Origin of the sequence: Streptomyces sp. NPDC048171 (assembly GCF_043202655.1) — a bacterium.
Lineage (GTDB): Bacteria > Actinomycetota > Actinomycetes > Streptomycetales > Streptomycetaceae > Streptomyces.
Genome location: NZ_JBIDAU010000001.1, coordinates 873,819 through 898,897, shown reverse-complemented (window position 1 = coordinate 898,897; position 25,079 = coordinate 873,819). Strand labels below are relative to the sequence as shown.

Here is a 25,079-nt window from a genome sequence, read left to right as displayed (position 1 = left end):
TGAGTACCGGGGTACGCCGCAGAATGGGCGTCGAGGAGCGGCGGCAGCAGTTGATCGGCGTCGCGCTCGAACTGTTCAGCCGCCGCTCGCCGGACGAGGTGTCCATCGACGAGATAGCGTCGGCCGCGGGCATCTCGCGCCCGCTGGTGTACCACTACTTCCCCGGCAAACTCAGCCTGTACGAGGCCGCGTTGCAACGTGCCTCGGACGATCTGGCGGCCCGGTTCGAGGAGCCGGCCCAGGGTCCGCTGGGGGCGCGGCTGCTGCGGGTGATGGGGCGCTACTTCGACTTCGTCGAGGAGCACGGGCCCGGTTTCTCGGCCCTGATGCGCGGCGGTCCGGCGGTGGGCTCCTCGACGACCAACGCCCTCGTGGACTCCGTACGGCAGGCCGCGTATGTCCAGATCCTTTCGCACCTGGACGTCACGGATCCGCCCGCACGGCTGGAACTGGTGGTCCGCTCCTGGATCTCGCTGGCCGAGTCGACGGCCCTGATCTGGCTGGACGGGCGCCGTATCCCGCGCGCGGAGCTGGAGACGCAGCTCGTGCACGACTTCGCCGCGCTGACGGCGGTGAGCGCCGCCTACGACGAGGAGATGGGCGCCCTGCTGCGCCGCGTCATCGAGGCCGAACCGGCCGACGGCCCGTTCGGGGACCTGGTCGGCCGGCTGATCGCGCTGGCGTCCTGAGGGCCCTGTCGCAGCCCCCTGTCTCAGACCTCGGCCTTGCGGTAGGACGGGTCGAGGTCGCGCACCTCGGCCGACAGGTGCAGGGTGACGCCGTCCCGGGGCGCGACGTGCTTGCGGAGCAGTTCCACCACGGCCTCGGTGAGCCGCGCCTTGGCCTCGTCGGAGCGTCCGGCGAGCAGCGCGATCGAGACGTCCACGATGGCGTGCCGCTCCTTCTCGGCGCCGACGGCCTCGTCCTCGCTGCGCAGGACCCGCGTCTTGCACGCCTCCAGCCGCGCGGCCACCGTCTCCACGATCACCGGGTGCAGGGCGAGTGCGAACTCCTCCCAGTCGACGTCGTCGAGAGACGGGGAACGCTCGATGGTGATCTGCGGCATGGGTGCTCCTGTTCTACGGCGGACAGGAGCACCCTAACCGCAGCGTTCCGCTAGCCCGCGCGGGTGAAGACCGCCACCGTGCGCGCCGGGACCGTGAAGGTACCCGACGCCTTCGCGTAGGCGGCGTCGCGGACGACCGGGTCCGCTCCGGACGCCTGGGCCGGGTGCAGCCGGTAGCCGGTCCCGGCCGACGCGCTCAGCCGCTGCCGCTGCTCCTGCGGGGTCGCGTTGAAGACGACCACCAGGTCACCGAGGCGCATGGTGATCACGCCGGGTGTCTCGTCCTTCCCGGAGAGCGGGAAGGAGAGCCGGGACTGCACCTGGCCCGCCGTGGCAAGGGAGAAGTCCCGCTCGCCGGTACGGATCCTCAGCAGGTCCTGGTACGCCGCCGAGGCCCCGGTGATCTGGGGGCAGCCGACCCGCACCGCGCCCAGCAGGGGCTTGGCGTACGGCCACTTGTCCTGGTTGTCGGCGGCCGGCGGCAGCCCGCGTCCGAAACCGTTGCCGTCGGCGCAGCTCCAGTGGACGGCGTTGAACCAGTCCCCGCTGTCGTAGGAGTTGCGGTCCAGCGACTTGGAGCGCAGCAGGTCGGTGCCCGCCTGGGAGAGCGCCGGGCCCTGCGAGAGCGCGGCGGTCGCCATGGCGAGGACCTGCATGCGGGCCCGGTCGGCGGCGGACGTGTCCTTCGGCAGCTTGAAGGCGAGCGCGTCGAACAGGGACTCGTTGTCGTGCGCGTCGGCGTAGGCGAGGGCGTCGCCGGGTGCCGCCGCGTAGCCGGCGGGGGCGCCGTTGTAGTCGACCTCGGAGCCCTTGACCTCCTTGCCGCCGGTGTCGGTGAAGCGGTATCCGGCGAGGTTCCCGGAGAGGCCGACCTTGATCAGATCCTGGTAGTGCAGCAGGCGGGCCTTCTGCTCGGCCTCGGTGCCGTTGGCCTTCGTGGTGTTGGGGTCGGTGAACAGGCCCGAGGCGAAGCCCTGGACGCCGGGGTCCTCGTCGAAGGGGCCGCCGCCGCGCACGGCGTCGCGGGCGCGGTCGGAGAAGGTGGCGACGCCGGTGCCGGCCATGTTCTTCTGGGTGGCCTGCGTGAAGCGGGCGTCGTCGGCGACCTCGCCGAAGTTCCAGCCCTCGCCGTACAGGATGATCTTCTTGCCGTCGACGCCGTCCTTCTTGAGGGTCAGCGCGTCGAGGGCCTCGCGGACGGCGAGGATGTTGGCCTTCGGGTGGTGGCCCATGAGGTCGAAGCGGAAGCCGTCGACCTTGTACTCCTTGGCCCAGGTGACGATCGAGTCGACGACGAGCTTGCCCATCATGGCGTTCTCGGTGGCGGTGCCCGCGCAGCAGGTGCTGTTCGCGACCGAGCCGTCGGCGAGGAGCCGCTGGTAGTAGCCGGGCACGATCCGGTCGAGGACGCTGGTCCTCGCCTGACCGCTCGCGGCGGTGTGGTTGTAGACGACGTCCATGACGACCCGCAGCCCGTCGTCGTTGAGGGCCTTGACCATCTCGCGGAACTCGACCGTGCGGGCGGTGCCGTCCGGGTCGGTGGCGTAGGAGCCCTCGGGGACCGTGTAGTGGTAGGGGTCGTAGCCCCAGTTGTAGGCGTCCTCGGCGGCGGCCCGGGCCACGCATTCCTGCTGCTTGTCGGAGTCGGCCGGCAGTGCGGCCAGGTCGCAGTCGACGGTGGCCTGGTCGGACTTCTTCTCGGGGATCGTGGCGATGTCGAAGGCCGGGAGCAGGTGGACGTACGAGGTGCCCGCCTCGGCCAGTTCGCGCAGGTGCTTCGAGCCGTCGCTCCGCTTGTCGGTGAAGGCGAGGTAGGTGCCCCGGTGGCCGGCGTCCGCCGTCCGGTCCGCGACGGAGAAGTCACGGACGTGCAGTTCCTGGATCTGGGCGTCCCTGAGCGGCACGGCCCTGGGCTTGTCGTAGCTGTTCCAGCCGCGCGGGGCGAGGTCGCGGTCGGCCAGGTCGACGGCGAGGCTGCGCTCGGAGTCGGTGGTCAGGGCGAGCGAGTAGGGGTCGGTGACCTTGTTGGTGACGACCTTGCCCACCTCGGGCGCCCACACCGTCACGGCGTACCGGTAGGCCTCGCCCTTCCAGGAGCGGGGGCCGGTGACGGACCCGACGCCGGAGTCGTCGTCGCGCCGCATCCGGACCGTGCGGTCGCCGATCTCCAGCCGCACGTCCTGCGCGGTCGGCGCCCACAGGGAGAGCGTGGGGCGGCCGTGCCGGAAGACGGCGCCGAGGTCCGCCCCGGTCGCGTCGGCCGCGTACAGGTCGTCCAGGGCACCGGCGATCTGCACGCCGGTCGCCGCGAGGACGGCGCCGGTGGCGGCGCGCTGGGCGGCGACGACCTGGCCGCGCAGGGCCTCGCGGACCCGGTCGCGGTCGCGCGGGTCGACCGACCAGGCGGCGTACTCCTTCAGGTGCGGGTACTTCGCCTTCTGGGCGTCGGTGAGGTCGGTCTTCGTGAGGCGGAGCCAGGTGGCCCCGTCGTCGCCGGTCAGTCTGCCGTTCGCGGCCTTGACCGAGCCGGTGCGGGAGGCGAGCAGCTGGGTGGAGGCGGCGCCCTCGGCGCCGTTCCACGCGATGGTGTTCCGGTCGATCCAGACCGCCTTGGAGGTGGCGAGGTCGACGGCCGCCGCCGAACCCGCGGGCTGGGGCAGCAGGTGACTCTCCTGCCCGCTCAGCAGCCACACCTCGTGGCCGTCGGCGGTGAGGTCCAGGGCCTGGTCGGTGGGCAGGTCCTTCTCGTCGCCCTTGTGGATGATGTAGCTGAGGCCGGTGGCGCCCTCGGTGAGCGGTACCTCGAAGACCGCGCCGTAGGAGTCGGTCCGCACCGGCTGGAGCGGTTTCGCCCAGTCGGTGGGGTTGGCGGCGCCGCTCCAGACGTGCAGGCCCCAGCCGTCGTAGTTCCCGTCGGCGCGGTGGTAGTTGAGGACGGCCTTGGTCTTGTCCTGGGCCGGGTACTCGGGCCGTTCGGTGACGACCTGCTCCTTGCCCTGCTCGATCCAGACCTCGCCGGTCCGGGTGACGTCGATGCTGCGGTCGGCGGCGACGTCCTTGTTGCCGTCCTTGTCGACGACGAGGAAGTCGACGTCGCTCGCGCCGGGCTTGAGCTTGACGTAGGCGAAGGCGCCGTAGGCGTCCCGGCCGATGAAGGGGTGGCTGTCGGGCCATTCGGTGGCCTCGCCGTCGGCGAGGTCGCCCCAGGCGTAGAGGCCCCAGTCCTCGTAGTTCCCGTCCGCCCGCTTGTAGTGGACGATCGCGTGGTCGCGGGAGGCGGCGGCGGGCGGCTCCTCGACCGGCGGGGTGCCGGTCGTCGAAGCGGCCATGGCGCTCGCGGTGCGGCCCGCCGAGTCGACGGCGACCGCCTTGTAGCGCAGGGCGGTGCCGGCCGGGGTGTCCTCGCCGATGGTGTGGGTGACCTTGTAGGGGGCGTGGTCGGCGGAGCCGAGGGTGCGCCACCGGCCGTCGCCGGTCTGGGCGGCGAAGACGACGCGGTTGAGCTGTCCGCCCTCGACATCGGCGGTCAGTTCGACGGTGCCGGTGGCGCCGGGGCCGGGGGCGGTGAGGGTGACCGTGGGCCTGGTGGCGGGCTCGGCGAGCCTGCCCGCGGCCTTGAGGACGACGGCCGACCCGGCGGGCACGGTGACCGTGACCTTCTTGTCGGCGCCGGACCTGGCGTCGTCGTCGGTGCCGTAGAGGGCGCGGAAGGTCATGTCCGCCGAGCCGGTGGCGAAGGTGGCCGTCCGCGCCTCGTCGGCGTTGTTGAAGGCCACGACGTACTCGGTGCCGCGGGCGGCGTCGGTGCGCGAGAAGGCGTAGACGCCGGCGCCGTCGGCCGCGTGGCGCTCGGTCTGGACGCCGTCGGCGAGGGCGGGATGGGCCTTGCGCAGCTTGGCGAGGGTGCTGATCTGCCGGTACAGCGGCGCGTTCGGGTCGTAGGCCGGCTCGGCGTGGGTGCGGTCGGTGCCGAGCTGGTCGTCGTCCAGGTAGTCGGCGGTGCGGGAGGCGAACATCGGCTGGCGGGCGTCCTTGTCGCCGCCCGCGCCGGTGAAGCCCTGCTCGTCGCCGTAGTAGACCACCGGGTTGCCGCGGCTGAGGAACATCAGCTCGTTGGCGAGCCTGTCCTTCTTCAGCAGTTCGGCGTCGGTGGCCTCCGGGTCGTCCTGCCTGAGGAAGGTGCCGATGCGGCCCATGTCGTGGTTGCCGAGGAAGGTGACCTGCTCGTACGCGTTGGCCTTGTCGGTCGTGTACTTGTAGTCGTCGCCGAAGACCGAGGCGAGCTTCTGCGCGCTGCCGCCCTGGGAGGCGTACGCGCGGACCGCGTCCTGGAAGGGGAAGTCCAGCGTGGAGTCCAGGCGGCCCTCGGTGACGTACGGGGAGGTGACGGCGGTGTCGGCGGAGTAGACCTCGCCGAACATGAAGAAGTCGTCGCGGCCCTTCTTCGCGGCGTACGCGTCCAGCGCGGTCGCCCACTGGGTCCAGAACTCCATGTTGACGTGCTTGACCGTGTCGATGCGGAAGCCGTCGATGGCGAAGTCCTCGACCCACCGCTGGTAGATCTTCTCCATGCCGCCGACGACCTCGGGACGCTCGGTCCACAGGTCGTCGAGGCCGGAGAAGTCGCCGTACGTGGTGGACTCGCCGGCCCAGGTGGAGTCGCCCCGGTTGTGGTACATCGCCGGGTCGTTGAGCCAGGACGGCACCTTGAGGTTCCGCTTGGCGGCCGGGACGGTGGGCGTGCGCGGGAAGGAGCCGGAGTCCACTCGGGGGAAGCGGCGCTCGCCGTCGGCGTAGTCGGCGTCGTCGAAGGGCTCGCCGTCCTCGGTCAGGTACGGGAAGGCGCCCTTGGAGAGGTAGTCGTACGACTTCTCCTCGTAGTCCACGACGTCGGCGGTGTGGTTGGTGATGACGTCGAAGAAGACCTTCATGCCCTTGGCGTGCGCCTTGGCGACGAGGTTCTTGAGGTCCTGGTTGGTGCCGAAGTGCGGGTCGACCTGGGTGAAGTCGGTGATCCAGTAGCCGTGGTAGCCGGCCGAGGCGTTCTCCCCCGTGCCCTGCACGGGCTGGTTCTTGAAGAGGGGCGCCATCCAGATGGCGGTGGTGCCCATGCCCTTGATGTAGTCGAGCCGGTCGGTCAGTCCCTTGAGATCGCCGCCCTGGTAGAAGCCCTTGTCGGTGGGGTCGTAGCCGGTGGCGAGCCGGGTGCCGGTCAGGCCGCCCTTGTCGTTGCGGGTGTCGCCGTTGGCGAAACGGTCCGGCAGGACGAAGTAGAACTGCTCCCGGGTGAGGTCGTGCCGGGCGTCCGCCTTCGCGAGCTTCGCGTCGGACGGGGGCGCGGGCGGGGTGTCGGCCCGCGCGGCCAGGGGCGGGAGGAGGGCTGCGGCGAGCGCGGTCACGGTGACGGCCGCGACCCGTCTCACTCGTGCGGTGCGGCGCGCGACAGGCACCGGCCATCTGGGTATCACGGGCGTGAACTCCTTGTGCTGACGGCTCGATCGGGTCCGACCCCGGCGTGACCGTAGCGCTGCCGCAAGTCTTGCGGCAAGGGTCGTGAAAGTACCGGTAAGAATTTTCACGACCCTTGCCCTCGGGGCCCGTTCAGCAGGCGGACCTGCCGGCGTGCAGCGCGAGCGCGGTGTGTGCGCCCAGCGTCGCCGTGAACTGCCCGGAGCCGTTGACGCTCACCGTGTTGCCGCTCTGGACGTCGCAGTACGTCCCGGCGGGCAGCGAGGTCTGGTAGGTGCGGTTCAGCGCGCCCGACTCGTGGTTGACGGCGACGAAGCCCTTGTCGCCGCGCCCGAAGGCGATGGCGTCGTTGCCGTTGTCCCACCAGTTCGTGACCGCCTGCCCCCGGGTGGCGTTGCGGAAGGCGACCATCGACTTGATCTCGGGCCAGGCGTGCTGGCACTTCCAGCCGCTCTGCCAGCAGGCGTCCACACGCCCGCCGTTGGGGGGTCCGGCGTCGGCGTTCGACCACTCGTAGCCGGAGTTGACGTCGGGTGCGCCGTAGGGCCAGGCGAGCATGAAGACGTTGGCCAGGGTGTAGGTGGCGTTGTCCTTGTAGCTGAGGGTGGAGCCGTTGCGCTCGGTGTCGTGGTTGTCGACGAAGACGCCGGAGACGCCGCTGTTCATGTACCCCCAGCCCTCGCCGTAGTTCTTCAGGTAGGCGAGGTTCTCGTTGTTGAAGACGCGCTTGAGGTCGTAGGCGTACCGGAACTCCTGCACGTCCCCGGTGCCGGTGTACTCGCTCGGCTGCACGGCCTCCCCGGCACCGAAGATGGCCTCCTGCTTCCAGTACACGCCCGGGTTGCTCAGCCGCGACTTGATGTTGGCGAGGTCGGCGGCCGGGATGTGCTTGGCCGCGTCGATCCGGAAGCCGTCGACGCCGAGCGAGAGCAGGTCGTTCAGGTACCCGGCGACGGTCTTGCGGACGTACTCCTCGCCGGTGTCGAGGTCGGCGAGGCCCACCAGTTCGCAGTGCTGGACGTTGTAGCGGTCCTGGTAGTTGGAGATCTGGGAGCGGCAGTCGTCGAAGTCGGGCGACGAGTAGAGCCCCGGGTAGTCGTACTTCGCGTACGTGGAGCCGCCGGTGCCGGTGCCGCCGCCCGCCGACATGTGGTTGACCACGGCGTCGGCGACGACCTTCACACCGGCCGCGTGGCAGGTGTTGACCATGTTCTTGAAGGCGGCGCGGTCCCCGAGCCGTCCGGCGATCCGGTAGCTGACGGGCTGGTACGAGGTCCACCACTGCCCGCCCTGTATGTGCTCGGCGGGCGGGGAGACCTGCACGTAGCCGTAGCCGGCGGGGCCGAGGGTGCTGGTGCACTCCTTGGCGACGGAGGCGAAGTTCCACTCGAAGAGGACTGCGGTGACGTCCTTGGCGCCGGGCGGGGAGGCCTGCGCTCCAGTCGGGGTCATGACAAGGGCGGCCGCGAGAGCGACGGCGGCCGTGAGGAATCTGCGTGCCATGTGGGGGTTCCTTCTTCTTTGAAGGCTCTTGCTGAAAGCTTCAGCAAGAATTGCGGGTGACGCAGATGGTAGAGGCCCGCCGCCCGAAAGGGCAGCAGGCCGTACCAACTTCAAAGAAAAAAGCCGTTCGTCGAGCGGCGGGCCGTCAGCCCGTCGTCCACCACACCGTCGTGTCCGCCGGGACCTTCGTCTCGTCCGGTGTCTCGGTGATCTCGTCGCTGGACAGCAGAAGACGGCCGTACGCGGGCATCGTCACCGACTCGCCGGTGGTGTTGGCGACGCACACGAAGTCGCCGCGGCGGAAGGCGAGGACTCCCTCGGGAGCGCGGAGCCATTCCACCGCGTCACCCGCGCCCAGGTCGGGCTGGTCGCGGCGGGTCGCCAGTGCGGCGCGGTACAGCTCCAGGGTCGAGCCGGGCTCGCCGGTCTGGGCCTCGACGCTCAGCTCCGCCCAGCCCGCCGGCTGCGGGAGCCAGCTGCCGCCCGCGCCGAAGCCGTACGACGAACCCGTGCGCGTCCAGGGGATCGGCACCCGGCAGCCGTCGCGGAAGCCGTCCTGGCCGGCGCCCCGGAAGTAGGCCGGGTCCTGGCGTACCTCGTCGGGGAGGTCGACGACGTCCGGCAGGCCCAGCTCCTCGCCCTGGTAGACGTAGGCCGAGCCGGGCAGGGCCAGCATGAGGAGGGTGGCGGCGCGGGCGCGGCGCAGGCCGAGCGCGCGGTCGCCGGCCAGGCGGATCTGGGTGCCGAGGCCCGCCGGGTTGGCGAAGCGGGTGGCGTGGCGGGTGACGTCGTGGTTGGAGAGGACCCAGGTGGCGGGGGCGCCGACGGGACGCATCGCGTCCAGGGTGCGGTCGATGACCGTGCGCAGTTCCTCGGCGTCCCAGTGGGTGCCGAGGTACTGGAAGTTGAAGGCCTGGTGCAGTTCGTCGGGGCGGACGTAGTTCGCGGTGCGCTCGACGGTCGGGGTCCACGCCTCGGCGACGAAGATGCGCTCGCCCGAGTACTCGTCCAGGATCCGCCGCCACTGGCGGTAGATGTCGTGGACGCCGTCCTGGTCGAAGAACGGCATGACATCGTTGCCCAGCAGCTTCAACTGCTCATGGGATCCAAGGTCCGGCAGGCCCTGCGCCTTCACCATGCCGTGCGCCACGTCGATGCGGAAGCCGTCCACGCCCATGTCCAGCCAGAAGCGCAGGATGGAGCGGAACTCGTCGCCGACCGCCGGGTGCTCCCAGTTGAAGTCGGGCTGCTCGGGCGCGAAGAGGTGCAGGTACCACTCCCCCGGCGTGCCGTCGGGCTCGGTGACCCGGGTCCAGGCCGGCCCGCCGAAGATGGACTCCCAGTCGTTGGGCGGAAGTTCGCCGTTCTTCCCCTTGCCGGGGCGGAAGTGGTACCGGTCCCGGGAGGGGGAGCCGGGGCCCTCGGCGAGGGCGCGCCTGAACCACTCGTACTGGTCCGAGGAGTGGTTGGGGACCAGGTCCACGATGATGCGCAGGCCGAGACCGTGGGCGTCGCGGATCAGCGCGTCGGCGTCCAGGAGGGAGCCGAACATGGGGTCGACGGCCCGGTAGTCGGCGACGTCGTACCCGGCGTCGGCCTGCGGCGAGGCGTAGAAGGGGCTGAGCCACACGGCGTCCACGCCCAGGTCGCGCAGGTACGGCAGACGGGTGCGGACACCCTCCAGGTCGCCCATGCCGTCACCGTTGCTGTCGGCGAAGCTGCGCGGATACACCTGGTAGATGACCGCGTCCCGCCACCAGTCGCGGCGCCCCGCGACGGTGGCCGTGGCGGAGGAGGTGACGGAGGTGGGGGCCGGTGCGGCGGAGTGCTGCTGGCTCATGGCGTCCTTGGTGTGCAACAGGGTTCTGGTCATGGAGGCATGGGTGGGGGGGAAGAGGCGGCCGGCCGCGGTGCTGCGGGGTCGGATGGGCACCGCGGCCGGACGTTTCCCGGGTCGGGCCTCAGCCCTTGGTGCCGCCCGCAGTGAGGCCGGTCACCAGGTTCTTCTGCACGAGGTAGAAGAACGCGGAGACGGGTATCGCGACGAGCACCGCGGTGGCGGCCATCAGATGGCGCTGCGCGTCGTGTTCGCTGATGAAGCTCTGCAGGCCGACCGCGAAGGTGTACTTCGTGTCGCTGAGCATGAACGTCGAGGCGAAGGCGACCTCACCGAAGGCGGTGATGAAGCTGTAGAAGCCGGCGACGGCCAGGCCCGGCCGGGCGAGCGGCAGGATCAGCCGGAAGAAGGTGCCGAACGGGGTCAGCCCGTCCACGCGCCCGGCCTCGTCGATCTCGAACGGGATGGTGTCGAAGTAGCCCTTGAGCAGCCACGCGCAGTACGGCACCGCGGTGGAGCAGTACACGAGGATCAGGCCGAGGTAGCTGTCGACGAGCTGGAGGTCGGACAGGATCTGGTACATCGGCACGATCAGGACGGCGATGGGGAACATCTGGGTGACCAGCAGCACCCACATCAGCTTGCGGTAGCCGGGGAAGCGCATCCGCGAGACGGCGTAGCCGGTGGTGGCGGCGACCATCACGCCGATGACGGTGGTGCCCAGCGAGACGATCAGCGAGCTCTTCAGCCACTCGAAGAAGTTCGTGTGCTGGAGCACGAAGGCGTAGTTGTCGAAGGTCATCTTCGACCAGATGCGCCCGGGGTGCAGGTAGTCGTCCTTGTCCGGGCCGAGGGACAGGTAGACCAGCCAGGCGACCGGGAAGAGCGCGACGAGGCTCGCGACGGTCAGGATGCCGTGCGAGGCGGCGCTCGCGGCACGGCCTCGTTCGCCGCGCCGCCGGGTCCGGGGCGGCTTCGCCGCGGACTCGGTGACCTGCTCGGCGGGCGCGGTGGTCGGCACTGCGGTCGTGCTCATGGTGGCTCCTGCCTCAGATCGCGAGCTGCTGCTCATTGCGGTTCAGCCAGCGGCGGTAGAAGGAGGTGAAGACGATCAGGATGGCCAGCAGCAGGATGCCGTACGCCGCGGACTGCGCGAAGTCGCGCGGCTGCTGCCCGAAGCCGAGGTGGTAGGCCCAGGTGACCAGGATCTGCGCGTCGGGGGCGGAGTTGCCGAAGAGCAGGAAGATCACGGCGAACTGGTTGAAGGTCCAGATGATGCCCAGCAGGACGACGGTGGAGCTGACCGACCTGAGGCCCGGCAGGGTGACGTACCGGAAGCGCTGCCAGGCGGTCGCGCCGTCCATCTCGGCCGCCTCGTAGAGGCTGTTGTCGATGGACTGGAGGCCGCCGAGGAGGGAGACCATCATGAACGGCACACCGCACCAGGTGTTCACCATGATCGCGGAGAACCGCTGCCAGAAGGTGTCCTCCAGCCACGCGGGCGTCGGCAGGTGCAGCCAGTCGAGGGCCGAGTTGATGATGCCGGCGTCGGCGAGCATGAAGCGCCAGCCGAAGACGGTGACGAAGGTGGGCACGGCCCAGGGCAGGACCAGGAGCAGCCGGTAGAGGGTGCGGCCGCGCAGGTTCTGGTTGAGCAGCAGGGCGAGACCCAGCCCGATGAAGAAGTGCAGGCCGACGCAGACCGCCGTCCAGACGATGGTCCAGATGAAGTGCGACCAGAAGCGGTCGTACGCCGTAGGGCCCCACAGGATGTCGGCGTAGTTGTCCAGGCCGATGAACTTGTAGGTGGCCTCGATCTCGTTGACGCCGATGGTGCGCCCGGTGTTGAGGCTGTTGGCGTCGGTGAGGGTGAGGTAGAGGCCGTACCCCAGGGGGTACAGCACGAGGACGCCGATCACGACGGCCACCGGGGCGACCATGGCGTAGGCGTACCAGTACTTCTGGTATCCGTCTTTCAGACGCCGGCCGAGGCCGGGCCGCGGTGTGCGGTCACCGCGGCGCTTGCCGGTCGCGCGGTCGATGGTGACTGTCATGGTTCGGCACCTTCGGGAGCATCGGGCTGTGCGGGACGATCGGGGGCTGCGGCGCGGCGGCCGCCGGGTCCCTCCCCCCCCTCGGGCGGGGACCCGGCGGCCGCGCGGACTCACTTGGAGAAGTCCGGCACCAGCTTGGCGATCGCGGCCTCGGCGTCGCTCAGGCCCTCGTCCAGGGACTTCTTGCCGCCGGCGATCTGCGGGAGCTGCTCGTCGAGCGGGGCCCACAGGGAGCCGTACTCCGGCAGCGCCGGGCGCGGCTGGGCGGCGGGCAGGACCGTCTGGTAGCCGGCGATGCCCGGGTCGGCCTTGACCTTGTCGGTGTAGGCGTCGTCGCGGGTCGGCAGCGTGGAGTTCTTCAGGGCGATGGTCTCCTGGGACTTCGCCGAGGTCATGAACTTCACGAGCTTCAGCGACGCCTCCTGCTGCGCCTTGCCCGAACCGGCGTAGACCGACAGGTTGTGGCCGCCGGTCGGGGCCCCCGCCTTGCCGGCGGAGCCGGCCGGGACGGTGGCGATGCCGAGGTTGTTCTTGTCCTTGAAGGCGGTGCCCTTGTAGAAGTTGGTGATCTCCCACGGGCCCTGGACGATCGAGGCGACCTTGCCGCTGACGAACGCCTCCTGGATGTGGGCGTAGGCGTCGGCGGTGGTGTCGGCCTTGTGCAGGCCCTTGCCGTCGAAGAGGCTCAGCCAGGTGGCGTACGCCTTCTTCGCCTCGGGCGAGTTGACGGTGATCTTCTTGCCCTCGGCGTCGACCGTGTCGGTGCCCTCGCCGAAGAGGAACGGCTGGCCGTAGTAGCCGGCCGTGGAACCCCAGAAGCCGTCGGCGCCGGTCTTGTCCTTGATGGTGGCGGCGGCCTTCTTCAGGTCGTCCCAGGTCTTGGGGGCCTCGACGCCGGCCTTCTCGAACAGTTCCTTGTTGTAGACGAAGGCGAGGGTGTCGGTGACCAGCGGGACGCCGTAGGTCTTGCCCTCGTACTTGGCCTGCTCGATCAGGTTGGGCTGGAACTTGTCCTGCTCGGCGAGGGCCTCGGTGCCGTCCAGCGGCAGGAAGAAGCCCTTCTTGGCGAAGGCGGGGGTCCAGCCCACCTCGGAGCGCAGCACGTCGGGGGCACCCTTGGAACCGGCGGCCGTGTCGAACTTGTTCTGCGCCTGGTCGAACGGGACGTTGACGAAGTTGACCTTGACGTCCTTGTTGGCGGCCTCGAACTCCTTGACCAGGGCCTTGTAGGTCGGCGCCTCGTTGGTCGCGTTCGAGGTGTCCCAGTAGGTGATGGTCACCGGTCCGCCGGACTCGCTGTCGCTGTCGCCGTCCCCGCCGCACGCCGTCGCCGCCAGGGCGAGGGACGCCACCAGCGCGGTGGCCGCTATGCCACGCCGCATGAGTTCTCCTTGAGGGTGAAAGCCCGTGTGGTGCAGGGTGCGGGCCCGTCCGCCGCTCCTGCCGCTGCCGACCGCGTCGTTGCTGCCGTCGGGCGACGTGAACGTAACAGCGTTGTAAGCGCGGCGAAAGGTCTTGCAGCAAAAAAGTGCAAGACATCTCCGATGTTATCCGGGCGTGACCTCCTGGCGACCACCGTGAGACGCTTGTTTACAGGGGTCGAGCGGTATCCGGCCGGTTGTGCAAGACTCTGCAAGCTCTTGCCGCCACTTTCTCGAGGGAGCGCGATGACGCAGCAGCCCGCGCCGGGCCGTCCAACAGGCCGTCCACGGCGCCCGATCGGTGTGCAAGGCGGCGGCCGACAGGTACAGTCCACCCCTGTGACCACACGGCTTGCCGACATCGCCGCCCAGGCGGGGGTGAGCGAAGCGACGGTCAGCCGGGTCCTCAACGGGAAGCCGGGCGTCGCCGCCACCACCCGCCAGTCCGTACTCGCCGCCCTGGACGTGCTGGGCTACGAACGCCCCGTGCGGCTGCGGCAGCGCAGCGAGGGCCTGGTGGGCCTGATCACCCCGGAGCTGGAGAACCCGATATTCCCGGCGCTGGCCCAGGTCATCGGCCAGGCACTGACCCGCCAGGGGTACACGCCGGTCCTCGCCACCCAGACCCCGGGCGGCTCCACGGAGGACGAGCTGACGGAGATGCTGGTCGACCGCGGGGTGGCCGGCATCATCTACGTCTCCGGACTGCACGCCGACACCACCGCCGACATGCAGCGCTACGAACGGCTGCGCGCCCAGGGCGTGCCCTTCGTCCTCGTCGACGGCTTCTCGTCGAAGGTGCAGGCGCCGTTCATCTCCCCGGACGACCGGGCCGCGATGAGCCTCGCGGTCACGCACCTCGTGTCCCTCGGCCACACCCGGATCGGGCTGGCCCTGGGGCCGAAGCGGTTCGTGCCCGTGCAGCGCAAGATCGAGGGCTTCGTCCGCACCGTCCAGGATCAGCTGGACCTCAGCGCGGACATCGTGGAGAAGGAACTCGTCCAGCACTCGCTGTACACCCTGGAGGGCGGCCAGGCGGCGGCCACCGCGCTCATCGCCCGCGACTGCACGGCGGTGGTCTGCGCGAGCGACATGATGGCGCTCGGCGCGATACGGGCGGCCCGGCAGCAGGGGCTCGACGTGCCCAAGGACGTCTCGGTCGTCGGCTTCGACGACTCGCCGCTGATCGCCTTCACCGACCCGCCGCTGACGACCGTCCGCAAGCCGGTCCCCGCGATGGGGCAGGCGGCCGTGCGCACGCTGCTGGAGGAGATCGCCGGGACGCCCGCGCCGCACAGCGAGTTCGTGTTCATGCCGGAGCTGGTCGTCCGCGGCTCGACGGCTTCCGCGCCGGGCGAGCGCAACCGCTCCTGACGTCCGCCCTCCGCGCGGCGGATGCGGACCACAGCGGACGGGGGGATGATCGGTGGAAGATGTCTTTTCTGGCAGACTCCATGCCTATGGGTGACGCGACCGTGAGGACTCCGGAACGCCGTGCAGAGGCCGTTCCGCACCCCGTCACTGAGGGGACGGGGCGGGGGCTCCTGCGTCGGCTCCGTGCGCCGCGCCGACCCCGTCTGTGGTTCGAGATCCTGCTGATCGTGGTGAGTTACTGGACGTACTCGCTGATCCGCAACGCGGTGCCGGAACAGCGGGCGCAGGCGTTGCGCAACGCCGACTGGATCTGGCGGGTCGAGCAGCAACTGGGCGTCGCCGTCGAGGAATCGGTGAACCACGCCGTGAACTCGGTGACTTGGCTCATCATCGGGATGAACTACTACTACGCCACGTTGCACTTCGTGGTCACCCTCGGTGTGCTGGTGTGGCTGTACCGCAGCCATCCCGGCCGCTATGCGGCGACCCGTCTCGTCCTCTTCGCGACCACGGGCGTCGCGCTGGTCGGTTACTACCTGTATCCCCTCGCCCCGCCCCGGCTGATGAACGGCGGCCGGTTCATCGACACCGTCATGGTCCACCAGACGTGGGGGTCGATGGCCTCCGGTGACCTGAAGAACATGTCCAACCAGTACGCAGCGATGCCCTCGATGCACATCGGGTGGTCCGTCTGGTGCGGGCTGACGATCTTCGCACTGGCGTCCGTGCCGTGGGTGAAGGTGCTGGGACTGCTGTACCCGGCGCTGACGCTGGTGGTGATCGTGGCGACCGCCAACCACTTCTGGCTGGACGCGGTGGGGGGCGTGCTGTGCCTGGCGTTCGGCTACCTGGTGGCGGCGGCCTGGTACGGCAGCCTGCCGTACGCGCTGCCGCGGATGGCGGCGGTGCGGAAGAAGGGGGCGTGGTCGCCCACGCGGGCGTAGCCGCCGGGCATCACGCGCCCGGCATCACGCGTAGAACAGCTCCTCGACCACCGCGCGTGCCCTGCGCGCCGTGCGGCGGTACTCGTCCAGCATGTCGCCCGCGTGGCCCGGGCCGTGGCCCAGGTAGCGGCCGACCGCGGCCAGCTCGCGCGGATCGGTGGGGAACGTGTCGCCGGCCCGGCCGCGGACCAGCATCACCGCGTTGCGCACCCGCGATGCCAGCACCCACGCCTCGTCCAGGATGCCGGCGTGCTCCGCGGAGATCAGCCCGGCGGCGGACGCGGCGGCCAGCGCGGCGCGCGTCCGGGTGGTGCGCAGCCCGGCCTCGGTGTGGCCGTGCCGCAACTGGACCAGCTGCACGGTCCACTCCACGTCGGTCAGCCCGCCAGGACCCAGTTTGGCGTGCAGCTTGGGGTCGGCGCCGCGCGGCAGCCGCTCGGACTCCATCCGGGCCTTGAGCCGCCGGATCTCCCGTACGTCGTCATCGCCGAGTCCGTCCGCCGGGTACCGCAAGGGGTCGACCAGCTCGGTGAACCGCTGCCCCAGATCCGCGTCGCCGGCGACGAACTCGGCCCGCAGCAGCGCGTGCCGCTCCCACACCAGCGACCAGCGCCGGTAGTACGCCTCGTACGACTTCAGCGTCCGCACCAGCGGCCCGGACTTGCCCTCGGGCCGCAGGTCGGCGTCGATCAGCAGCGGCGGGTCGGCGCTCGGCACCTGGAGCAGGCGGCGCAGCTCGGCGACGACCTTGTTGGCCGCGTCCCCGGCCTCCCGCTCGTCGACGCCGTCGCGGGGCTCGTGCACGAAGAGCACGTCCGCGTCCGAGCCGTAGCCCAGCTCGTGGCCGCCGAACCGGCCCATGCCGATGATCGCGAACCGGGTCGGCAGCGTGTCGCCCCACCCTTCCCGCACGACCGCCCGCAGCGTCCCCGCCAGCGTCGCCGCCGTCAGGTCGGAGACCGCGTCGCCCACCAGGTCCACCAGGGCGCCCTGGTCGGCCTCGACGGGCTGCGCCTCGGTGCCGTAGGAGCCGACGATGTCCGCGGCGGCCGTACGGAACAGCTCCCTGCGCCGCACCCCGCGAGCCGCGGTGACCGCCTGTTCGCCGCCGTCGGCGCGCCGGACCGCGGCCAGTATCTCCTGCTCGAGCTGGGGGCGCCCGCGCGGCGCCAGACCGCCGGTCGCGCCGTCCCCGAGCAGCGCGACCGCCTCGGGGGCCCGCATCAGCAGGTCGGGGGCGAGCCGGCCGGCGGAGAGCACGCGGGCGAGGTTCTCGGCGGCCGCGCCCTCGTCCCGCAGCAGCCTGAGGTACCAGGGGGTCTTGCCGAGCGCGTCGGAGACCTTGCGGAAGTTGAGCAGGCCCGCGTCCGGGTCGGCGGAGTCCGCGAACCAGCCGAGGAGCACGGGCAGCAGCGTGCGCTGGATGGCCGCCTTGCGGGTGACGCCGGACGCCAGCGCCTCCAGGTGCCGCAGCGCGGCGGCCGGGTCGGCGTACCCGAGGGCGACCATCCGTTCGCGGGCCGCCTCGGGGCTGAGCCGGGCCTCGCCGGGCGCGAGCTGGGCGACGGCGTCGAGCAGCGGCCGGTAGAACAGCTTCTCGTGCAGCCGCCGCACCACGGAGGCGTGCCGCTTCCAGGCGCGCTGCAACCCGGCCACCGGGTCGGTGCGCAGGCCCAGGGAGCGGCCGAGGCGACGCAGGTCGGCGGGGTCCTCGGGCACCAGGTGGGTGCGCCGCAGGCGGTGCAGCTGGATGCGGTGCTCCATGGAGCGCAGGAAGCGGTACGCCTCGTCGAGCTGGGCGGCATCCGCCCGGCCCACGTACCCGCCCGCGGCGAGCGCCTCCAGGGCGTCCAGCGTCGTACCGCTGTGCAGGGAGGTGTCGGACCGGCCGTGCACCAGCTGGAGCAGCTGCACGGCGAACTCGACGTCCCGCAGGCCGCCGGGGCCGAGCTTGAGCTGGCGGTCGACCTCGGCGGCGGGGATGTTCTCCACCACCCGGCGGCGCATCTTCTGCACGTCGGCGACGAAGTTCTCGCGGTCGGCGGCCTGCCACACCAGGGGCTGGAGGGCGGCCACGTACTCGGCGCCGAGACCGGGGTCGCCAGCCACCGGGCGGGCCTTGAGCAGCGCCTGGAACTCCCAGGTCTTGGCCCACCGCTGGTAGTAGGCGACGTGGCTGCTGAGGGTGCGCACCAGCGGCCCGTTGCGGCCCTCGGGGCGCAGGTTGGCGTCGACGGGCCAGATGGAGCCCTCGACGGTCGTCTCGGAGCAGATCCGCATCATGTGCGAGGCCAGCGAGGTCGCGGCCCGCAGCGCCTTGGTCTCGTCGGCGTCGCCGGCCGCCTCGCCCACGAAGATGACGTCCACGTCGGAGACGTAGTTCAGCTCGTGGCCGCCGCACTTGCCCATCGCGATCACGGCCAGCCGGCACAGCGCGGCGTCGTCGGGCGCGGCCTCCTCCGCGATGGCCAGGGCGGCCCGCAGGGTGGCGGTGGCGAGGTCGGCCAGCTCGGCGGCGGTCTCGGCGAGGTCGATGGTGCCGCACACGTCGCGGGCGGCGATGGAGAGCAGGCAGCGCCGGTAGGCGACGCGCAGCGCGACGGGGTCGGTGGCCTCGGCCAGGCCGCGTTCGAACTCCTCGACGCCGGGGTGCAGGTCGCGGGGCTCGTAGGTGACCAGGGCCTGCCAGTCGCCTGCGTGCCGGGCCAGGTGGTCGGCGAGGGCCTCGGAGGCGCCGAGCACGCCGAGCAGCCGGTCGCGCAGCGGCTTGGCCGCCACCAGGGTGTCCAGCAGCTCCCGGCGGGCGGTGGGGTCGGGCTGCGCCTCCAGCAGCCGGACCAGGCCGTGCAGGGCGAGGTCGGGGTCGGCGGTGGCGCCCAGTGCCTCGAGGAGCACGGGGTCGGCGCGGAGCTCGGTCAGCTCCGCGCCGTCCAGCAGTTCCTCGGCGGCCGAGGGATCGGTGAAGCCGTGCCGGAGCAGCCGTGTGAAGGTACTGCTCCTGCGCCCCGGCGCCGTCATCTCGGCCTCCTGTCGGACCCTGTGGGATGGACTTGTGGGATGGACCTGTGGGACCTGTGGGATCAAGGTCGTAGGCCGAGCGTAACCGGGGATCGCCCGCGGGGCACCGAACGGGCGGCGTCCCGGGCGGGAAGCCGCTAGCTTGTTGGACACCGCGGCCGGCGCCGGAGCCGGCACGGATGCCGATGGAAGCCGAAGGAGTCACGCCATGGACTTCACCCTCGAGGTCATTCCGCTGCCCGTGAGTGACATCGACCGGGCCCGGGACTTCTACCGGGACAAGGTCGGCTTCCACGTCGACATCGACCAGGAGGTCATGCCGGGGATGCGCATCGTCCAGCTGACGCCCCCGGGCTCCGGCTGCTCGATCGCCCTCGGTGACGCCATCTGGGACATGGCGCAGGGGCAGACCCGGCCGGAGCCGGGCTCGTACCAGGGCCTCCAGCTGTGCGTCGCCGACATCAAGGCGGCCCACGCGGAGCTGTCCGGGCGCGGCCTGGACGTCTCCGAGCCCGTGCAGTACGCGCCGGACGACGGCGCGACCTTCATGTACTTCAAGGACCCGGACGGGAACGGCTGGGCGGTCCAGGAGTACCGGCGCCGGGTGGCGGAGCCGCTGCACAAGGTGCTGGCGGACCAGCGGCCCCAGGGCTGACCGGTGCCGTGCCGCCGTCTCAGCCGGTCTCCCGCCAGCGGTTGGTGACCGGCAGGCGGCGGTCCTTGCCGAAGCCCTTGGCCGAGATCTTGGTCCCCGGCGGGTACTGGCGGCGCTTGTACTCGGCGGTGTCCACCATGCGCAGCGTCCGTGTCACCAGGTCGCGGTCGAACCCGGCGGCGACGATCTCGTCCGCGCCTCTGTCCCGGTCGACGTACAGGTCGAGGATGGCGTCCAGCACGGGGTAGTCCGGCAGCGAGTCCGTGTCGACCTGGCCGGGGCGCAGCTCCGCGCTGGGCGGCTTGGTGATCGAGTTCTCCGGGATCGGCGGGGTCTGCCCGCGGGCACCGGCCGCGCGGTTGCGCCATTCGGCGAGGCGGAAGACCGACGTCTTGTACACGTCCTTGATGGGCCCGTACGCGCCCACCGAGTCGCCGTACAGCGTCGAGTAGCCCACCGCCAGCTCCGACTTGTTGCCGGGCGCCAGGACCAGGTGGCCCTCCTGGTTGGAGAGCGCCATGAGCAGCGTGCCGCGCAGCCGGGACTGGAGGTTCTCCTCGGCCAGGCCGGTCAGTCCCAGCGCGCCCATGTAGGCGTCGAACATGGGCGCGATCGCGACGGTCCGGTAGTGCAGGCCGGTGCGCCGCGCCAGCTCGGCCGCGTCGGTCTTGGAGTGCTCGGAGGAGTATCCGGACGGCATCGACACGCCGTACACGTGCTCCGCGCCCAGCGCGTCGCAGGCGATCGCCGCGACCAGCGCGGAGTCGATGCCGCCGGAGAGGCCGATCAGCACCGAGCGGAAGCCGTTCTTGGTGACGTACGCGCGCAGCCCGGCGACCAGCGCCGAGTAGACCTCCTCGTCGTCGTCCAGCGGCTCGGCGCGGCCGCCGGACAGCGCGGTCCCTTCGGCCGGTACCGGTTCCTCGGAGAGCACGACCCGCTCGATGCGCAGGCCGTCGTCCACCACGCCGGTGGGCGCCTTCGGCTCCGCGGCCGGCAGGTCGAGGTCGAGGACCACGCACTCCTCGGTGAACTGCGGGGCGCGGGCCACGACCACCCCGTCCCGGTCGACGACGATCGAGTCGCCGTCGAAGACCAGCTCGTCCTGCCCTCCGGTCATGGCGAGGTAGGCGGTGGTGCACCCGGCTTCCTGGGCGCGCTTGCGCACCAGCTCCAGCCGGGTGTCGTCCTTGTCGCGCTCGTACGGGGAGGCGTTGACGGAGAGCAGCAGTCCGGCCCGTGCCGAGCGGGCGGCGGGCACCCGGCCGCCGTCCTGCCACAGGTCCTCGCAGATCGCCAGCGCCACGTCGACGCCGCGCACCCGGACCACGGGCATGGTGTCGCCGGGGACGAAGTAGCGGAACTCGTCGAAGACGCCGTAGTTCGGCAGGTGGTGCTTGGCGAAGGTGAGCGCCACCTCGCCGCCGAACAGCACCGCCGCCGCGTTCTGCGGGGCGCCGGCCGGCTGGCCGTACTTCGGCTGGGCGGTGGCCGAGCGGTCCAGGTAGCCGACGACCACCGGAAGGCCGCCGAGGCCCTCCTCGGCGAGGCGCGCCGCGAGGGCGCGCAGGGCGGTGCGGGACGCCTCCACGAACGACGACCTGAGGGCCAGGTCCTCGACGGGATACCCGGTGAGCATCATCTCGGGGAACGCCACCAGGTGGGCTCCCCGGTCGGCGGAGTGCCGGGTCCAGCGCAGGACCGCCGCCGCGTTCGCGTCGAGGTCGCCGACGGTGGAGTCGATCTGGTTCAGGGCGAGTCGTAGTCGAGGCACCCGGCCAGTGTAATCGTCAGAACGACACAATGGGGTGACGTGCCGGTGTCCGCCTCATGTCCGGGGCTTCGCGCCGCGCTCCGCCAGCAGGTCCGCCATCAGCCGGATCTCCGACTCCTGCGACTCCACCATTCCGCCGGCCAGGCGCTTCTCCACGCCGACCGTGCACTTCTCGACGCAGCCCCGGGCCATGTGGACGCCGCCCTTGTGGTGCTCGGTCATGAGCTGGAGGTAGTAGACCTCGGCCCGTTTCCCGTTCAGCGTGCCGAGCTTCTCCATCTCGGCGTCGGTGGCCATCCCCGGCATCAGGGAGCCCTCACCGGCCGACGGCGCCCCGCCCATCCCCATCCAGCTCATCGGCGGCTCGGACGACACCTTCGGCAGTCCCCACAGGTCGAGCCAGCCGATCATCATGCCCCGCTGGTTGGCCTGGGTCTGGGCGATGTCGTACGCGAGCCGCCGCACCTCCTCGTCGTCGGTGCGGTCGCGCACGATGTACGACATCTCCACGGCCTGCTGGTGGTGGACCGACATGTCCCGCGCGAACCCGGCGTCCGCGGAGTCGGCGGACGGCACCCGGCTCGCCCCGTCGTCGCCCGCGACGGCGTAGGTGATCCCGCCGGCCGCGACGAGGACCGCGGCGGCGGCCCCCGCGGTCCAGCCGGCCCGTTTAGGTGTCACTGGGAGAGCCCGTTGGTGCACGCGGCCCCCGGCTCGGGGGTCTGCTCGCCCTGGACGAACTTCTCGAAGAACTTGTCCACGTTCGGGTCGTCGGCGCCCGTCACCGTGCGCTGGTGGCCCCAGGCGGTGAGCACGATCGGGTCCTGCTGCTTCTCGTCCGGGCTCATCAGCGAGTACGGCGTCTTCTTGACCTTGGCGGCCAGCTTCTCGACGTCGGCCTTCGGCGCCGCGTCGGTGTACGTCACCCACACCGCTCCGTGCTCCAGCGAGTGCACGGCGTTCTCGTTGTTCAGCGGCTTGGTGTAGACGTCGCCGTTGCAGTTCATCCAGACCTGGTTGTGGTCGCCGCCGACCGGCGGGTCCACGGGGTAGGTGACCTTCTTGGTGACGTGGTTGCGGGCCAGGTCGCCCTTCCAGGTCTTCACCCCGTCCTCGCCGGTGACGAACTTGCCGGAGGTCTTGCCGTCGGACGCGGTGTCGTCGGAGGAGTCGTCGGACTGTCCCCGGACCAGGAAGACGCCGCCGACGACGAGACCGGCGACCACCACGGTGCTGACCGCGATCGTGAGGATCCGGTTCCGGCGCTCACGCGCCTCCTCGGCACGCCGCATCTCGGCTATGCGGGCCTGTCGCGCCGTGTTGCTGTTCTTCTTCGCGGAACCCATGGGGTGCAGCCCTTCTGGGAAGTCTTCTGCCGTCGAGCGGGGTGGCCGGGTCCGCTGATCGTAAGGGTGGAGGGCCGCTCCTTCGTAGGGAGATCACAGGATCCGCCCCGGCCGGATCCCCGGAATGGCCCGATCGAACAGGTGGCCTCTACGCTGCGGTCATGGGGTGGGCCGGCCGGCCGGGGTCCGCAACGCGTTCGAAACGGCGCTGTGGTGTGATGCTCGGGTGCGGGGCCGCCTCCCGCCGTACCGGAGACAGGCGGGTCTGACCAGCGAGGATGGGGATACGGAAGATGGACAAGCAGCAGGAGTTCGTGATCCGGACGCTGGAGGAGCGCGACATCCGGTTCGTACGCCTTTGGTTCACGGACGTGCTGGGCTTCCTCAAGTCCGTCGCGGTGGCCCCGGCCGAGCTGGAGCAGGCCTTCGACGAGGGCATCGGCTTCGACGGCTCGGCCATCGAGGGCTTCGCCCGGGTCTACGAGTCCGACATGATCGCCAAGCCCGACCCGTCGACCTTCCAGGTCCTGCCCTGGCGCGCGGAGGCACCCGGCACGGCCCGCATGTTCTGCGACATCCTCATGCCGGACGGCTCCCCGTCCTTCGCGGACCCGCGCTACGTCCTCAAGCGCGCCCTGGCCCGCACCTCCGACCTGGGGTTCACCTTCTACACCCACCCGGAGATCGAGTTCTTCCTGCTGAAGGACAAGCCGGTCGACGGCTCGATCCCCACCCCCGCCGACAACTCCGGCTACTTCGACCACACCCCGCAGAACATCGGCATGGACTTCCGCCGCCAGGCGATCACGATGCTGGAGTCGATGGGCATCTCGGTGGAGTTCTCGCACCACGAGGGCGCGCCGGGCCAGCAGGAGATCGACCTGCGCTACGCAGACGCGCTGTCGACGGCGGACAACATCATGACGTTCCGCCTGGTCATGAAGCAGGTCGCGCTGGAGCAGGGCCTCCAGGCCACCTTCATGCCGAAGCCCTTCTCCGAATACCCGGGCTCGGGCATGCACTCGCACCTCTCGCTCTTCGAGGGCGACCGCAACGCGTTCTACGAGTCCGGCGCGGAGTACCAGCTCTCCAAGGTCGGCCGCTCCTTCATCGCGGGCCTGCTGCGGCACGCGGCGGAGATCTCGGCGGTCACCAACCAGTGGGTGAACTCGTACAAGCGCATCTGGGGCGGCTCCGAGCGCACGGCCGGCGCGGGCGGCGAGGCCCCCTCCTACATCTGCTGGGGCCACAACAACCGCTCCGCGCTGGTCCGCGTCCCCATGTACAAGCCCGGCAAGACCGGCTCGGCCCGCGTCGAGGTCCGCTCCATCGACTCCGGCGCCAACCCGTACCTCACCTACGCCGTCCTGCTGGCCGCCGGTCTCAAGGGCATCGAGGAGGGCTACGAACTCCCGCCGGGCGCGGAGGACGACGTCTGGGCCCTCTCCGACGCGGAACGCCGTGCGCTGGGCATCGAGCCCCTCCCCCAGAACCTCGGCGAGGCCCTCGCCCTGATGGAACGCAGCGACCTGGTCGCCGAGACGCTCGGCGAACACGTCTTCGACTTCTTCCTGCGCAACAAGCGGCAGGAGTGGGAGGAGTACCGGTCGCAGGTGACGGCGTTCGAGCTGCGGAAGTCGCTGCCGGTGCTGTAGAAGGCGGCGCCGCCCCAGGCCAGTGGCCTGGGGCGGCGCTGCTTCGGCGATTCCGGTCACAGGGCGAGCAGGGCGCGGCCGGCGGCCTCGGGGTCGGCCAGGGGTCTGAGGGCGAGGCGTACCAGGGCGAGCGGGTTGTCGTCACCGGCTATGCGGTTGGCGCTCAGCTCGCCGCACGAGGCGCACTGGTGGATGATCACCCACTCGCCGTCGGCCCGGACCGACATGCCCAGCGCCTCCATCCGCCCACGGCAGTCCGCGGCGCGGTCGCCCGGGATCCTCCGGTCGACGTGCAGGCTGGCCAGGCAGTTCGGGCAGTGGTTGCGGTGCGCGGTGCCGGGGGCGCTCAGGGTGACGTCCAGGCGGCAGGACGCGCAGCGGAAGCCGTCGGCCCGATGACCACCCCGGGCGTGCAGGACGTCCTTGTGCCGCTGCGGGCGGCGCCGTCCACGGTGGCCGCGATCGTTGCGGTTGTTGCGGTTGTTGCGGTTGTTGCGTGACACGGTGGTCCTCCTTTCCTGTCGGGCGGTCAGAGAGTTCCGAACGCTTCGAGCGGGAAAGGCGGTTGGGCCAGCGGACGGACCGCCATGCGCATCAGGATGAGCTGGTTGTCGTCCACGCAGACCGGGGTGGACGTGAGTTCGTCGCAGCGCACGCAGCGGTGGATCACCATCCAGTCACCGGTGCGGAGCACGGCGATGGCGATCGGGGCCATCCGGCCCTCGCAGTCGCTCGGACCGCCCTCGACATGGTCGAGGACGTGCCGGGAGTGCAGGCAGGACGGGCAGTGGTTGCGCGGCGCGCCGTCGGCGGCGTACGCGGACACGGTCAGCCCGCACCACGCGCAGGCGAAGGTGTTGAGGCCGAGGGTGTTGTTGTTGGTGGTGGTGTGGCTGGACACCCGGGTGCTCCTTGCTGGGAGATTGACCAAGACAGCAAGAGCAGGCCGAGCGGCCTCGTCGG

Annotated in this window: 18 protein-coding genes; 5 read left to right on the top strand and 13 right to left on the bottom strand. The window is 70.9% G+C overall.

Features of this window, described 5'->3' with window-relative positions; translation table 11 throughout:
* Window positions 1-23: 23 nt before the first annotated feature.
* Window positions 24-689, top strand: coding sequence for a TetR/AcrR family transcriptional regulator (locus ACGF3J_RS03990; RefSeq protein ID WP_161332579.1), 666 nt, complete (start codon window positions 24-26; stop codon window positions 687-689).
* 23 nt (window positions 690-712) lie between these two features.
* On the opposite strand, the gene ACGF3J_RS03985 is transcribed toward ACGF3J_RS03990, so the two are convergent.
* The 7 genes from ACGF3J_RS03985 to ACGF3J_RS03955 all read right to left on the bottom strand — a co-directional run bounded on the left by ACGF3J_RS03985 (window position 713) and on the right by ACGF3J_RS03955 (window position 13,311).
* On the bottom strand, window positions 713-1,066 hold the full coding sequence (locus tag ACGF3J_RS03985) for a 5-carboxymethyl-2-hydroxymuconate Delta-isomerase (protein WP_161332562.1): 354 nt from the start codon (window positions 1,064-1,066) through the stop codon (window positions 713-715).
* Window positions 1,067-1,116: 50 nt separating this feature from the next.
* Window positions 1,117-6,534 (bottom strand): pullulanase-type alpha-1,6-glucosidase, encoded by a 5,418-nt coding sequence (gene pulA, locus ACGF3J_RS03980; RefSeq protein WP_393853449.1) that lies wholly within the window; start codon window positions 6,532-6,534, stop codon window positions 1,117-1,119.
* A 133-nt stretch (window positions 6,535-6,667) separates the two neighbouring features.
* Window positions 6,668-8,038: an alpha-amylase family protein gene (locus ACGF3J_RS03975; RefSeq protein ID WP_161332560.1), complete on the bottom strand. Its 1,371-nt coding sequence runs from the start codon at window positions 8,036-8,038 to the stop codon at window positions 6,668-6,670.
* Window positions 8,039-8,183: 145 nt separating this feature from the next.
* Window positions 8,184-9,878, bottom strand: coding sequence for a glycoside hydrolase family 13 protein (locus ACGF3J_RS03970; RefSeq protein WP_161332578.1), 1,695 nt, complete (start codon window positions 9,876-9,878; stop codon window positions 8,184-8,186).
* Between the two features lie 121 nt (window positions 9,879-9,999).
* A complete protein-coding gene (locus ACGF3J_RS03965) occupies window positions 10,000-10,911 on the bottom strand; it encodes a sugar ABC transporter permease (protein WP_161332559.1) in 912 nt (303 codons plus the stop codon).
* A 13-nt stretch (window positions 10,912-10,924) separates the two neighbouring features.
* Window positions 10,925-11,929 carry a carbohydrate ABC transporter permease gene (locus tag ACGF3J_RS03960; protein ID WP_161332558.1) on the bottom strand — a complete coding sequence of 335 codons (1,005 nt, stop codon included), beginning with the start codon at window positions 11,927-11,929 and terminating at the stop codon, window positions 10,925-10,927.
* 110 nt (window positions 11,930-12,039) lie between these two features.
* On the bottom strand, window positions 12,040-13,311 hold the full coding sequence (locus ACGF3J_RS03955; protein ID WP_161332157.1) for an extracellular solute-binding protein: 1,272 nt from the start codon (window positions 13,309-13,311) through the stop codon (window positions 12,040-12,042).
* Between the two features lie 378 nt (window positions 13,312-13,689).
* Between ACGF3J_RS03955 and ACGF3J_RS03950 the strand changes: the two genes are divergently transcribed.
* Window positions 13,690-14,724 carry a LacI family DNA-binding transcriptional regulator gene (locus ACGF3J_RS03950; protein ID WP_161332156.1) on the top strand — a complete coding sequence of 345 codons (1,035 nt, stop codon included), beginning with the start codon at window positions 13,690-13,692 and terminating at the stop codon, window positions 14,722-14,724.
* A gap of 86 nt (window positions 14,725-14,810) precedes the next feature.
* Window positions 14,811-15,668, top strand: a complete 858-nt coding sequence (locus ACGF3J_RS03945) for a phosphatase PAP2 family protein (protein ID WP_393853448.1) — start codon at window positions 14,811-14,813, stop codon at window positions 15,666-15,668.
* A gap of 24 nt (window positions 15,669-15,692) precedes the next feature.
* Here ACGF3J_RS03945 and ACGF3J_RS03940 read toward each other — a convergent pair whose 3' ends face one another.
* Window positions 15,693-18,686 carry a bifunctional [glutamine synthetase] adenylyltransferase/[glutamine synthetase]-adenylyl-L-tyrosine phosphorylase gene (locus tag ACGF3J_RS03940; RefSeq protein ID WP_161332154.1) on the bottom strand — a complete coding sequence of 998 codons (2,994 nt, stop codon included), beginning with the start codon at window positions 18,684-18,686 and terminating at the stop codon, window positions 15,693-15,695.
* 208 nt (window positions 18,687-18,894) lie between these two features.
* Between ACGF3J_RS03940 and ACGF3J_RS03935 the strand changes: the two genes are divergently transcribed.
* Window positions 18,895-19,341 (top strand): VOC family protein, encoded by a 447-nt coding sequence (locus ACGF3J_RS03935; protein WP_161332153.1) that lies wholly within the window; start codon window positions 18,895-18,897, stop codon window positions 19,339-19,341.
* Between the two features lie 19 nt (window positions 19,342-19,360).
* Here ACGF3J_RS03935 and ACGF3J_RS03930 read toward each other — a convergent pair whose 3' ends face one another.
* From ACGF3J_RS03930 to ACGF3J_RS03920, 3 genes are read right to left on the bottom strand one after another with little or no spacing between them, the layout of a single operon-like run.
* Complete coding sequence (locus tag ACGF3J_RS03930) at window positions 19,361-21,115, bottom strand: NAD+ synthase (RefSeq protein ID WP_161332152.1); 1,755 nt, start codon at window positions 21,113-21,115, stop codon at window positions 19,361-19,363.
* 54 nt (window positions 21,116-21,169) lie between these two features.
* Window positions 21,170-21,796, bottom strand: coding sequence for a DUF305 domain-containing protein (locus ACGF3J_RS03925; protein WP_161332151.1), 627 nt, complete (start codon window positions 21,794-21,796; stop codon window positions 21,170-21,172).
* Window positions 21,793-22,461, bottom strand: coding sequence for a DUF3105 domain-containing protein (locus tag ACGF3J_RS03920; RefSeq protein ID WP_161332150.1), 669 nt, complete (start codon window positions 22,459-22,461; stop codon window positions 21,793-21,795). Before ACGF3J_RS03920 ends, ACGF3J_RS03925 begins: the two co-directional genes overlap by 4 nt.
* 293 nt (window positions 22,462-22,754) lie before the next feature.
* Between ACGF3J_RS03920 and glnA the strand changes: the two genes are divergently transcribed.
* The gene (gene glnA, locus ACGF3J_RS03915; protein WP_122620453.1) at window positions 22,755-24,116 is read left to right on the top strand and encodes a type I glutamate--ammonia ligase; all 1,362 of its coding nucleotides are present in this window, start codon (window positions 22,755-22,757) and stop codon (window positions 24,114-24,116) included.
* A gap of 56 nt (window positions 24,117-24,172) precedes the next feature.
* Here the strand turns inward: glnA and ACGF3J_RS03910 are convergent, their stop codons facing one another.
* Together ACGF3J_RS03910 and ACGF3J_RS03905 are read right to left on the bottom strand one after the other, a co-directional pair.
* Window positions 24,173-24,619 carry an RNHCP domain-containing protein gene (locus ACGF3J_RS03910; RefSeq protein WP_161331057.1) on the bottom strand — a complete coding sequence of 149 codons (447 nt, stop codon included), beginning with the start codon at window positions 24,617-24,619 and terminating at the stop codon, window positions 24,173-24,175.
* A gap of 26 nt (window positions 24,620-24,645) precedes the next feature.
* Window positions 24,646-25,017 (bottom strand): RNHCP domain-containing protein, encoded by a 372-nt coding sequence (locus ACGF3J_RS03905; RefSeq protein ID WP_161331058.1) that lies wholly within the window; start codon window positions 25,015-25,017, stop codon window positions 24,646-24,648.
* Window positions 25,018-25,079: the final 62 nt, after the last annotated feature.

Bases quoted from the DNA above. Each gene is read 5' to 3' on its own strand.
- ACGF3J_RS03935 (WP_161332153.1), top strand. From the start codon at position 18,895: ATGGACTTCACCCTCGAGGTCATTCCGCTGCCCGTGAGTGACATCGAC.
- ACGF3J_RS03975 (WP_161332560.1), bottom strand. From the start codon at position 8,038: ATGGCACGCAGATTCCTCACGGCCGCCGTCGCTCTCGCGGCCGCCCTT.
- glnA (WP_122620453.1), top strand. From the start codon at position 22,755: ATGGACAAGCAGCAGGAGTTCGTGATCCGGACGCTGGAGGAGCGCGAC.
- ACGF3J_RS03985 (WP_161332562.1), bottom strand. From the start codon at position 1,066: ATGCCGCAGATCACCATCGAGCGTTCCCCGTCTCTCGACGACGTCGAC.
- ACGF3J_RS03965 (WP_161332559.1), bottom strand. From the start codon at position 10,911: ATGAGCACGACCGCAGTGCCGACCACCGCGCCCGCCGAGCAGGTCACC.
- ACGF3J_RS03960 (WP_161332558.1), bottom strand. From the start codon at position 11,929: ATGACAGTCACCATCGACCGCGCGACCGGCAAGCGCCGCGGTGACCGC.
- ACGF3J_RS03945 (WP_393853448.1), top strand. From the start codon at position 14,811: ATGGGTGACGCGACCGTGAGGACTCCGGAACGCCGTGCAGAGGCCGTT.
- ACGF3J_RS03940 (WP_161332154.1), bottom strand. From the start codon at position 18,686: ATGACGGCGCCGGGGCGCAGGAGCAGTACCTTCACACGGCTGCTCCGG.
- ACGF3J_RS03955 (WP_161332157.1), bottom strand. From the start codon at position 13,311: ATGCGGCGTGGCATAGCGGCCACCGCGCTGGTGGCGTCCCTCGCCCTG.
- ACGF3J_RS03970 (WP_161332578.1), bottom strand. From the start codon at position 9,878: ATGAGCCAGCAGCACTCCGCCGCACCGGCCCCCACCTCCGTCACCTCC.
- ACGF3J_RS03990 (WP_161332579.1), top strand. From the start codon at position 24: ATGGGCGTCGAGGAGCGGCGGCAGCAGTTGATCGGCGTCGCGCTCGAA.
- ACGF3J_RS03920 (WP_161332150.1), bottom strand. From the start codon at position 22,461: ATGGGTTCCGCGAAGAAGAACAGCAACACGGCGCGACAGGCCCGCATA.